General features: G+C 36.0%; 9 protein-coding genes and 1 pseudogene. 5 read left to right on the top strand and 5 right to left on the bottom strand.

What is annotated here, in order from left to right:
• The first annotated feature begins 2363 nt into the window (after positions 1-2363).
• The 3 genes from CF596_RS13495 (at position 2364) to CF596_RS13485 (ending at position 6294) form a co-directional block, all read left to right on the top strand.
• On the top strand, positions 2364-3371 hold the full coding sequence (locus CF596_RS13495) for a replication initiation protein (protein ID WP_096902771.1): 1008 nt from the start codon (positions 2364-2366) through the stop codon (positions 3369-3371).
• Positions 3372-3477: 106 nt separating this feature from the next.
• Positions 3478-4041: a plasmid replication DNA-binding protein gene (locus CF596_RS13490; protein ID WP_257218535.1), complete on the top strand. Its 564-nt coding sequence runs from the start codon at positions 3478-3480 to the stop codon at positions 4039-4041.
• A 375-nt stretch (positions 4042-4416) separates the two neighbouring features.
• Complete coding sequence (locus CF596_RS13485; RefSeq protein WP_096902769.1) at positions 4417-6294, top strand: potassium transporter Kup; 1878 nt, start codon at positions 4417-4419, stop codon at positions 6292-6294.
• Positions 6295-6360: 66 nt separating this feature from the next.
• Here the strand turns inward: CF596_RS13485 and CF596_RS13480 are convergent, their stop codons facing one another.
• Positions 6361-6558 carry a hypothetical protein gene (locus tag CF596_RS13480; RefSeq protein ID WP_004282105.1) on the bottom strand — a complete coding sequence of 66 codons (198 nt, stop codon included), beginning with the start codon at positions 6556-6558 and terminating at the stop codon, positions 6361-6363.
• A gap of 389 nt (positions 6559-6947) precedes the next feature.
• Here CF596_RS13480 and CF596_RS13475 point away from each other — a divergent pair, with 389 nt between their 5' ends.
• Entirely contained in the window at positions 6948-7235 is a 288-nt protein-coding gene (locus CF596_RS13475; RefSeq protein WP_004884492.1) for a BrnT family toxin, read from the top strand.
• Positions 7222-7536, top strand: coding sequence for a BrnA antitoxin family protein (locus CF596_RS13470; RefSeq protein WP_096902768.1), 315 nt, complete (start codon positions 7222-7224; stop codon positions 7534-7536). Before CF596_RS13475 ends, CF596_RS13470 begins: the two co-directional genes overlap by 14 nt.
• A 70-nt stretch (positions 7537-7606) precedes the next feature.
• Here the strand turns inward: CF596_RS13470 and dcm are convergent, their stop codons facing one another.
• The 4 genes and pseudogenes from dcm to CF596_RS14650 form a co-directional block, all read right to left on the bottom strand.
• Positions 7607-8599 (bottom strand): DNA (cytosine-5-)-methyltransferase, encoded by a 993-nt coding sequence (gene dcm / locus CF596_RS13465; RefSeq protein ID WP_096902767.1) that lies wholly within the window; start codon positions 8597-8599, stop codon positions 7607-7609.
• Positions 8592-9932 (bottom strand): DUF3883 domain-containing protein, encoded by a 1341-nt coding sequence (locus CF596_RS13460; protein ID WP_096902766.1) that lies wholly within the window; start codon positions 9930-9932, stop codon positions 8592-8594. Before CF596_RS13460 ends, dcm begins: the two co-directional genes overlap by 8 nt.
• Positions 9933-10994: a DNA cytosine methyltransferase gene (locus tag CF596_RS13455; protein WP_096902765.1), complete on the bottom strand. Its 1062-nt coding sequence runs from the start codon at positions 10992-10994 to the stop codon at positions 9933-9935.
• Positions 10995-11348: 354 nt separating this feature from the next.
• Positions 11349-11468 (bottom strand): annotated as a pseudogene (locus CF596_RS14650) (XRE family transcriptional regulator); the annotation flags it as partial.

Here is an 11468-nt window from a genome sequence, read left to right as displayed (position 1 = left end):
AAACCATAGCGGTCATTCCACTTTTCAAGCATGGATTCTGCATTACTAAAACTGCTCGGTTTAATCAAAATTCCTAAATCGTAACCTTTGCTGAAACATGCAAGTGTCGTATGAGTGAACTCTTTTATGCCAGTGGTGTAATAAATCATTTTTTCTTATTTAGTCCAAAAATTTAATGATTAATATACCCTCATTTGTAGATTCTTAAAGGGATTCCAAAGATTTTTTTAAAAGTTATATCTAAAAGACTAGTTATAGGTAGTTATAACCGAATTATGCTATCGCATAATTAGCAGTTCCAAAAATTCGACTTGACATGGTATTTGATACGCATAAGATCAGATTTGTAGATATTGTTTTTTCGTTGGACTGCCAATCCATACATTCAATTTTCCTTAAAAATTGTTTGTTCATGGATTGCCAACCATGAACAAACAACATCACCCATTTTCGCAACGTGCCAAGTTGTGAAAATTTTTATCGGTGAAGCTGCGTGCGTGAGAAATCTAGCTGGCGCGGCTACGATAGGGGCTGAGAGGTGTGACTCCTCTTTTCTACCTGTTACAAAAGTTATGTTCCTGTTTTTACAGGATGCAAGTAGGGCGACACGGACACGGGAATTGACGGGTTATCAGCGTTTAAAACATGCGACTGGTAACTTAGTGAATTAACCCTGTTTTATTTGTTACGGTGAGCCATCTCAAGGATTGGGTGAATGGCGTTAATAACCGCTTGGCAGATGCTTCGCAAGGGCATAGTCAAGGCGCACAGGTGGGCTTTTGAGGGCATCGTAAGGTGTCAGGGGCGTGAGGTGAATAACTGGATCGTTCGGTACTGTACGGTGATTTGCTGAATTCGTAGAGATACGTTGCAAATTGCTGACAGATCAATGGATAGCTCAAGCCTGTAAGGTCGTCTCTGTCAACATACAACTACAAAATAGTTGATGGCAGTCGATATGCGTAGAGTAAGTGCTTTACCTTATTAATTTAACTAGGAAATATAAGCTAGAAAAGACTTGGAACTGCGGTCTAGCGAAGTATGGAATTGATTTTAGTTAAGTTAGAGATAAGCGTACTACTCGATTTCAATGTTTTTTATTGAAATCAAAGACAAGTGAAACTAACGTGGGCGCACTTCACACCGTATGAGTTGTAGATATTTAATTTCTGATTGATGAGTTCACAGAAAAGCAATTCTAGGCAAACAACGAGGTGGTGATCGGTGACGGTCTTTAGAAGTGTTAGAGAATAGACCAGTACAAAACCTTAGCTACATCGAGGTTGCAGACAGTTCGAGCGAATAAAAACGTAAGCGCTGTTAATTGGGAAAGTCTATGCCGATAAGTTGGTGATGTTTAAGGTGATTGAAAACAGATTTTTTTCGGTAATATTCGAGTGGTATCAACATGCTTTGGCTAGCATGATTTACCGAAAAAACTGTCTTAAAACGATTCTACAATCGTGAAAATTAGTTGTCTTGGCCGACAATGATATTTTCAAACTGTTGATGCAGTATAAATACGTACAAACTAGTGGTTTTAAGAACCCAGCCCCTAAGGGGCTGGGTTTGTCTTTATAAAAATAACTCTATTTCGCTCTCATTTGCGATTTAAGCCACTTCATAGCAAAAACCATCATTTCATCACATGACTTTGTAATCGGGCTAAAAAACGCCATTTTAAGCCTTGTATAAGCATCTATAGAGCGAGTGTCTACGAGCGAACCACCAAAATTCGCGCCTAGACTCTCTGAAAAACCGTTTTTTAAGCTGTGAAGCCTAAATAAGCGTAAATCATATGCAGAAATTTGAGCCTAGACCGAGCGTAGCGAGTAAAAAAGCTCTATGAGCGAAGCGAATTCCGAGTTGCTTTTGATCTTGCTTTTGCTTTTTCTTAAATTCAGGAAAACATAAACCAAAAAATTGCCCCGGCGAATCGAGCGAAAGCGAGATTCAATAGAGTTTGAGCGTAGCGAAAACCAAGGGCAATTTTTCATTTATTAATTTTAAAAGCTTTATTAAAAGCTTTTAATAGCTTTTAAAAAGCTTTTAAAAAGCTTTACGACCAGTCTCAATGTGTTGCTATACCAGTGTTTCAGACACTAAAGTGGGGGCGAAATGTTAGGTTTTTGACTTTAAGTGGGGGCGAAATGTTAGGTTTTTGACTTTAAGTGGGGGCGAAATGTTAGGTTAGTGGGGGCGAAATGTTAGGTTAGTGGGGGTGAAATGTTAGGTTAGTGGGGGCGAAATGTTAGGTTAGTGGGGGCGAAATGTTAGGTTGTAATCAAGATATGCTTGACTTAATAAGTGGGGGTGAATAGTATTAAAAATACCACCACATAATAGAAGAATAGTGATTTTAGATGGCTGTATCATTAAAGAAAATTAAAAATTTTGAGGAACATGACAAATCTCTTTTTCCTCTTGCAGCACCTGCCAAACGTTATCCAAAAGACTATGCTGTCTTTCAAAATATTTTCTGGCAATTGAAGCATGAGAAATCACCAAAAGACGATATTCTAAAATTGCTATTCTTTTTTAGCCCTAAAGTTCGGCTAGCATCAGATCCCAATGAAACAACAGAATTCACTGTAACAGCTAAAGAATATGCTGAATTGACGGGCTTAAAGCCAAGCAGTGCTTATGTAGCCTTAAACCGAGTAGTAGATGCTCTCTACGACCACAGTGTAGTTTTTTATCATCCTGGAAAAGATCGAGAAATTCGAACAAGACTCATTAGTACATGCTCATACAAGGATGGATGTTTTTATATTTCTTTCACGCATTTTGCCCTATACATTATGTATGTTTTTAATAAACAAAATTCGTATACAAAATTTAAAGTTAAGTCGGCTGTTGCCTTACATGGTCACGGTTTAAAACTTTACCCATTCTTGGTACAAAATGAATTTCGTTCTAATTTCGATGTATCCATTAAAGAATTAAAAAGTGCTTTAGGTCTAGCAGAAAATTCATACCCAGAATATAGAGATTTCAAAAGTACTATTCTTAAACCTCATATTGATGACATTAACTCTAAAACAGAACTGACTATTGAGTTTAAAGCAGTTAAGAAAGAAGGACGCAAAGCTAGTCATGTTAATTTTATAGTTAGAAAAAAGAAAACTATTGGAGCTAATCAACAAAGTGAAACTGGTAGTAACCAAGCGCAAAATAAAATAACTGCAAAAATGGTTTATTTAACGATAATTCAAAGTGAAGAATTGAGCTTGAGATTCAAAGAATCTGGTGAGACTACAGACGAATTAGTAGAAAGAATAAAAACTGATTTTAAGAACAACGAAGGTAATAGATGGATTGAAAAATTAGCAGAATTCAATGTCGACCTTACTATTGAACAAAAAAATTGAAGAGCTACTCCCCTATCTAAAGAAAGTAGGCTTTAATACAAAATAAATTTCATGTTTAGGTAGAATGTTCAGATGAACATCCTTGTACACGCACTGAGGGATTCCATTGAACACAACAAAATTTAGCGTTATGGACGCTAGTAAAGCCTTTAAAAAATCACGTACAACAATATACGAAGCTATAAAAAATGGTGAATTATCAAGGGATCATGATGGTCTTATAGATCTATCTGAACTTATCAGAGTCTACGGAAATCCTTCAGGTGTTCAGTCCAGTACACGCACTGAACACGTACAGAAGGATGTACATGTACACGTCCAGTCAGAAGTCGAAACTGTATTAAAAGATCAAATTTCATTACTTAAAAATCAATTGGACTTAGCCAATCACAGAGAAAAGGCTTTGATGCAACACATAGAAGATTTGACTCATAGAATTGAGTTTAAAGGTCAGCTTGAACAACCAAAAACAGGGGTAGAAGAGCACAAAGTTGTTCCTCCTGTTGATTCTGAGATGATAGAGAATCCTAAACTAGAACCAGACCAGAAAGATGACGGATTGACTACTCCGGAACAAAAGGAAAATAAGCGTATTCCAGTCCCTGAACATATTGAGCCAGAACCAGAAAAAAGGGGCTTCTGGAGCCGTTTTTTCAAGCCCTATGGATGATAGGACTATTTAATCAGACTAATCAAAACCGTGGAACATTGTTTATTTATTGATCGTGGAACGTGAAAAGTCATAAAAAAAGCCCGATCTGGAGAATACGGGCCAATCAAAATGATATATACCATTGATTAATAAAGACAATTATAACACATTTCGTATAAGGTGTATTATGTTAATTTTAGAAAAAACTTAAAATTATCTATTAGAGAATCATATATTTTTGGATTACTTATAAGTGAAATAGCACCTATATAGTGCAGGCTTAGCTAGAAAAACTATAACACTCTAAGAAAGTATGGTTTTTTATGTACAAGGCAATTTCATGAGAAGCCAGATGATAAAATTCGAGGCTCCCCAATTTTGTAAATCAAATATATGCAAAATAATGTGAGTAAACCGGCAGTACCAGCATTAACACTGGCTGCACTAGGAGTAGTATTCGGCGATATAGGAACGAGTCCATTATATGCATTAAAAGAAAGCTTTCATGCGACACGCGGGCTACCTATTAATGAACTTAATATCCTGGGAATTCTCTCTTTAATCTTTTGGACCATTACCTTAATTGTTTCGCTTAAATATGTTTTGGTGATCATGAGAGCTGATAACAATGGTGAAGGGGGTATCATGGCATTACTCGCCTTAAACCTTAGGCAAAAAGGATTGTCCCGTGGAAAAAGACTGGCAATCATTATCTTAGGTTTCATTGGAGCATCCTTATTCTTCGGTGACGGTATCATCACCCCTGCTATTTCTGTTTTATCTGCAGTTGAGGGACTTTCTGTTGCTGCCCCGTCATTTGATCGCTTCATTATTCCAATCAGTATTGGAATTCTTATAGCTCTCTTTGCCGTTCAAAAACATGGGACTGCAATGATGGGGAAGTTTTTTGGTCCTATTACCCTGTTATGGTTCCTATCTATTGGTGCCATTGGCATTATGAGTATTATTCAAAGTCCATTTGTTCTTGCATTATTCAGCCCACACTGGGCTTTTTTATTCGTTATTAACAATCCTCTTATTTCATTTTTTGTGATGGGAGCTGTGGTTTTAACAGTAACAGGTGGTGAAGCCTTATATGCGGATATGGGACATTTTGGTATTTTACCGATCAAGTTAGGCTGGTTTTTAATTGTACTGCCATGTCTGATGCTGAATTATGCTGGACAAGGAGCATTACTGTTAAGAGATCCTTCGGCTATCACCAATCCTTTTTACCTGCTTCTGCCTTCAGCCCTTCTATATCCTATGATTATTCTGGCTACTGCAGCTGCAGTGATTGCCTCACAGGCTTTAATCAGTGGGGTATTCTCTATGGCTAAACAGGCAATACAGTTGGGGTATCTACCTAGGCTTACAGTTTTACATACCTCCGCTTCGGAAATTGGACAAATTTATATTCCATTACTGAACTGGCTCCTGTTTATCTCTATCACCATCTTGATCTTAATATTTGAAAGTAGCAGCAAGTTGGCAGGTGCTTATGGTCTGGCCGTCACTGTGACCATGTTCTGTGACACACTGTTAGTAGCTTTTCTGGCTTATAGTTACTGGAAATGGAAAACATGGAAAGTCTTACTGTTCATTATTCCATTCGCCTTTATTGATCTGGTTTTGCTGAGTTCAAACCTATTAAAAGTCCTGATTGGAGGCTGGGTACCAGTCGTTATTGCGGTTATTGTTTTTACCCTCATGATGACCTGGAAAAAAGGCAGAGAGATTCTTCAGGACAAACTGCAGAAGGACACGCTTCCACTGAATGTGTTTCTTGAGCACCTTGAACAGACAGGTCAGAAAGTGAGTGGAAATGCCGTATTTTTAACTGGAACGCCTCAAGTCGTACACCATGCGCTTTTACATAATCTAAAGCATAATAAAGTTCTGCATGAACGTAATTTTTTGGTGACAATCAAGACTTCTGAAATCCCGTATGTTGATGAAGCTAAGCGAATCGTTACTGAAGTACTAGAGAATGGTTTTTTCAGAATAACGATCCATTATGGATTTAAAGAAGAGCCTAATGTGCCTCATTCATTGAAACAAGCTTTTTCAGTACTGGATCTTGAGTATGACTTAATGAATATCAGCTTCTTTGTTTCTAGAGAAAGATTAATTCCAAGTCTGTCCAGCAAGATGTCTACATGGCGTGAAAAGTTATTTGTCGCAATGCAAAAAAATACCAGCCCTGTCAGTGATTTTTATAAAATCCCTTCTAACCGGGTGGTAGAGCTAGGTAGTCAGATTGAAATTTAAGAATTTCTAAAATGAATAGGCACCTTTAAATAAGGGTGCCTATCTGATCAGAATAAATCTTTTACTTTAATTTTCCAATAGTTGACCAATCTCTAAAGCTGAATAACCACGTTCTTTAAAGATCAAAATAATTGCTTTTTTATAATCTTCAGAAGTAGAGGTCTTATATTTTGTTATAAGTTGAATTTCAGAATTAAGCTGAAGGTCATTTTTTATCGTCAACACTTCCGTAGAGACTTTATTAAAAATCTTGAAATTAAACATACAGGCGCTCTTTATCAATATTATAGCGGCCCGACTACAACAAATACCTGCCTTAGCTCAGCTAGACACCCTTGGCTGCAAGGATTACAAATTAGACAAGATTCTGCAAGTTTTGCTCCATTGAAAGTATGAATATTCAACTAAAGAAGGTTCCATTTAACATAATGGTGGTTATACGCAATACACTTGTATATTAATATAAATATCAGACACTTAATAAAACGAGAAAAATCTAAAAATGCCCAAAAAGCCGATTTTGAAACAAGTCGGTTTTTTTATGAGCGGTTTTGATACTTCTTGCCAATAAATTTGACTAAAAATTACGCTTCTCAACTTGAGTAATACAAATATATGATACATTATTGTATATACAAATTTGAATGTTTTTTATGGAACAGTATTTCGAATGGGATGAGGCAAAGAATCGAAAGAATCAGAAAAAACACGATGTCTCTTTCGAAACGGCAAGCCTTGTTTTTGATGATCCACTGAGGATCTCAATCCAAGATCGACATACCGATGGTGAAGAACGTTGGCAGACCATTGGAAAAGTAAAAGGCGTACTAATGCTGTTAGTAGCTCACACCATCTTTGATGAAGATGACTGTGAAATCATACGAATCATTAGTGCAAGGCAAGTCACTAAGGCGGAGCGAGATAGATATGAGCATGGTTAGATACTCACGCAAAGAACTGAATGAAAAATTCAGCGACAAGCAAGATGCTGAAATTGAACGCTTGCTTGCTAAGAGAACGGTTCCTGACGATCAGCTAGATCTATCAGATATTCCTGAAATTACCGACTGGAGTAATGCTGTACGCCACAATCAATTCTATCGACCAGTGAAGCAACAAACATCTATTCGTTTAGATGCTGACGTACTTGCATGGTTTAAAGCTCAAGGTAAAGGCTATCAAACACGAATGAATGAAATTTTACGGGATGCCATGCTAAAAGAATTAAAAAATCATCAATAAAAATGGGAGCTTAGGCTCCCATTTTTGACTGCGTATAACGTGTATTATGTTAGTTTTATGAAAACTTAAATTAAACAGCTTCCTTCAATGAAATATTTTCAACATTTAGAGCAGCTCTTACTTCTTGCACTAGATGCCAAAACATTACTGGAGGGATAGCGTTTCCTAGAGCTTTATATTGGGCTGCATCGCTTCCAACTAACTTAAATGTATCAGGGAAAGATTGAATACGAGCAACTTCTCTTGGAGTAAAGCGTCTATATTTACCATCTATACACAATACAGGATCTGTACTATTTAAGCTGACTTTAGCAAGATGTGCTCCAACAGTATTACATGGCTGATTAATATCCTGAGCACGTCCCTTATTCATTTTCTTATTACTATTCAATAACCCCTGAACAGCTCTTTCACTGAAATAATATTTAGGATCTATTTCACTTTCAGGGAAAATAACATCAGATAAAGTTGCCTGTTTAAGATTATTCAATATAGGAAATTTAAAGTTTTTAAAATGTTTTTCACTTTTAAAACCTACAATAAAAACCCTTTCTCTTTTTTGAGGGACACCAAAATCCACAGAGTTTAGTAATTTCCAAGTAACGTAATAGCCACTTTTTCTAAACTCTTCTAAGATCAATGGAAATGCCTCTTTTTTATTTGCTGATAGTATTCCTTTCACATTCTCAGCAATAAAAACTGATGGCTTCTTTTCTCTCAAAACTTTGCACATTTCAAAGAAAAGCTCACCTTTCTCATCCTTAATCCCTAAGCGTGGAGGATTTTGAGCAACAATTGAAAAGCTTTGGCATGGAAACCCACCAGTAAGTAAATCATGTTCTGGAATTGATTTATGGTCTAGCGCTTTAATGTCACCTACAAATGTAGGACATGAGAAATTTGCTTCTAAAATTTCTATGGCTTTTGGTTCAATATCGTTTGCAAAAACGATATCAACATTATTCGATGAATAATGTTGACCTAAAAACTCAAAGTCTCCTTTTAAACCAACATCTGTTCCACCACAACCACAGAACAGGGAGACTGCTTTTAATTTACTCATGTGTACGTAATAACTCTACTTGCGTATAACAGCTTTCATCAAAGAAAATATCTGCACCATTTCGAGGAACCATCTTGATACGATCCTGCTTATATAAACCAACTGGATCTTGGATAATCCATAAAGAACAACTCTCATCAGAAAGCTGTAAACGATAAACAAAATATCTATCTCTATGTGATTCAGCAGCAGACCACTCATTAGGAGTAAGATGAACTCGATTAACAGTGAAATCTTTCTGACTTACTGTAGTTTTAACTTCAATATGACGCATAGTAGCATCTAATTCTCTAGATAAAATATCGAAACCAACTGCAAATTGTGTTGGCATATGACTCACTAATTTAGCTAGATCAGGTCGTCCATTCTCAGATAGCCAAATTTTCTCATGGACTAATGTCAGAGCCTCACCTTCATCACCAATTTGCTTAGTGCTGAAGGCTAATCCATCTGAAACTCCAGAGGCTTCTTTTGATATTTCCTCTTCAAATGATTTGAGCAAAGAATTGCTAGAATCATTTACAAAGTCTATCCATAAGGGCTTCACAGCTTCGATTTCTTGCAGACTTTGCTCTTTTTTATAGCTTCTAAATAATGGCGCATGATCCTTAAAATATTTCAGGAAATCCAGTGCATCCTCTCTAAAAAAGTATTTACCTTTATAGTCTTTGAGCATCAGGCCCGCTAATACACAATAATCTAAAATATCTAGTGCATACCGCTTTGTATCACCCTGACTATCATAAGTAACCTTATCTGAACGGTTTTTCAAAATTCTGCTAATAGTTAGAGAAATATCTTCATGATCTCTTGTTACTCTAAGATCATTTAAAACACAATGACAAAACTCTACGTCCGTTATGTATAAGTTTTCTTTAGAGATGCGAGATGAAGTAGCAAACTTTGCCAACCATAACAATGGATGAAAGTGGATGCCTGAACTTAAAATTTTCTCTATTTCATGACTTTTTAGAAATCCACCTGGATATTGAAATGTGGAAATAAATTTTAAGAAAAACTCTTTCAAATTAGTTGTATTAGCTAACTCTTTAGACAGCTCTGTCGCAAAATTTTTCCCATCTTTTGTATTTACCATACTAAATAGAGCACTAATTTCTGTCCGCCAATTCTGCAAAGTCTTATTTTCTAGTCCACTATTACCTGGAAAATCACGTATAGCTGATAAAATTTTTTCTTTAAAGATAGCCTCAGATTCACCATCTAACTCTGCTATCGAAAACGCCATATACCCCAAAACGTTTTCAATGTTTTTCTTAAATCGTGGTCTTGGATGGTGCAAACGTTGATAAAATTTCGCAGGAACTTCGTACATTTATAATTTCTCAAGTATTTTCTTTGCCAAAGTTTGAGCTAATACAGGAGGTACAGCATTTCCTACCTGTCTGAATTGCTCTGTTTTATTACCAATGAACTCAAACCGATCAGGGAATGATTGCAAACGAGCACATTCACGCACAGTAGGAACTCTATTGGCATAATAATGAAAATGATGTCTATGACCTGTATCAATGGTTGGTGATGGTGCATGATCGGGGAATCTTGTCCAAGCAACATTGAAATTACGGCTATTTCTTAGCTCTTCAGGTAAAGCTTTATAATTTTTTCCTGGAGGCACTAATTTAATAGTTTCTTTAACCTTATCAGAGTGATTAGCAGCAATGTGATTTAAAACACTATTCGAATTATGTCTCATTAACTCTTGATAAGAGTTTTGAATTGGTAGGGCATACTCTTGAATCGGTTCACCTAATTCATTTTCTAAAAGAGGTAAGTCATGTAAAGCATCATAAGTGCTTACCATTTTTTTAAAAATCAAGTCTTCTTGTTCTTTATGAGTAGGTAAAGGGAATTCAAACTTCTCACCGTTCTTTGTTCCTATAAAAAATACTCGGCGTCGATGTTGAGGAACACCATATTCAGATGCTTTTAATATTTGAAAATTCACCGTATAGCCTAATTCTTCTAGACTTTTGAGAATTTCATCCTTAATTTTTCCTTTAAACAAGGAAACCATACCAGGAACATTTTCAATCAAAACATATTTAGGATTAAGTAACGACACTATACGAATAAAAGATAGGTATAACTGATTACGTGGGTCTTCTAACCTACGAGGGCCGGATAAAGATAATCCCTGGCATGGAGGACCACCAATAACGACATCTACAGAACTTCCATCTAATATATCTAATATTTGTTGATTAGATACTTCCCGAATATCTCCAAGAATAGTCTTAGCATCTTTATGATTTAGCTTAAAAGTTTCGATAGCTGCTTTATCATGATCTATTCCTAAAATAGTTTTGAATCCTTCTTGTTCAAAGCCATAAGAAAGACCGCCACAACCACAAAATAGATCAACAACATTTGGCATAATTAGCTTATACAACAGTAATAAAACAGACGGCTGAATACTAAGTTATATAAGGTTTTGGAGCAAATTTCTTGTTCTTACAACAGCATCTTTGGCTATATATTTAACATAAAATCTCTTATGCGAAATTCAGTTGTAACCCCCAAATAGAAATGTCCGGTTTACCGATTGCTCGACCTAAGATCTCAGAACATAAGAATTTGATGATCACCCTGGTTCTCACAACTCGATACTTATTGAAAAGTTCTATCGAGGCTTATAAATCCTTGAAACAAAAAAAATGCCTGAACTTCAGGCATTTTTTACATCATTAATATCTACTAAAAAGCTTACAACAATCAAAAAACGAGAGTTTTATTCTTGTGAATACGACTTAACTTTTTCAAAAATTGGATAGAAATCTAATCCCTCATCTTTCATCGTAGAAATCAACGCAACGATTACAGCAATATGTGTAGGAACCACACCTTGTTT

The sequence above is a fragment of the Acinetobacter sp. YT-02 genome (genome assembly GCF_002412355.1).
In the GTDB taxonomy this organism is placed as follows: Bacteria; Pseudomonadota; Gammaproteobacteria; order Pseudomonadales; family Moraxellaceae; genus Acinetobacter; species Acinetobacter towneri.
Note: the sequence above shows the minus strand (reverse complement) of the source record. Positions and strands in the feature narration are given on the sequence as shown.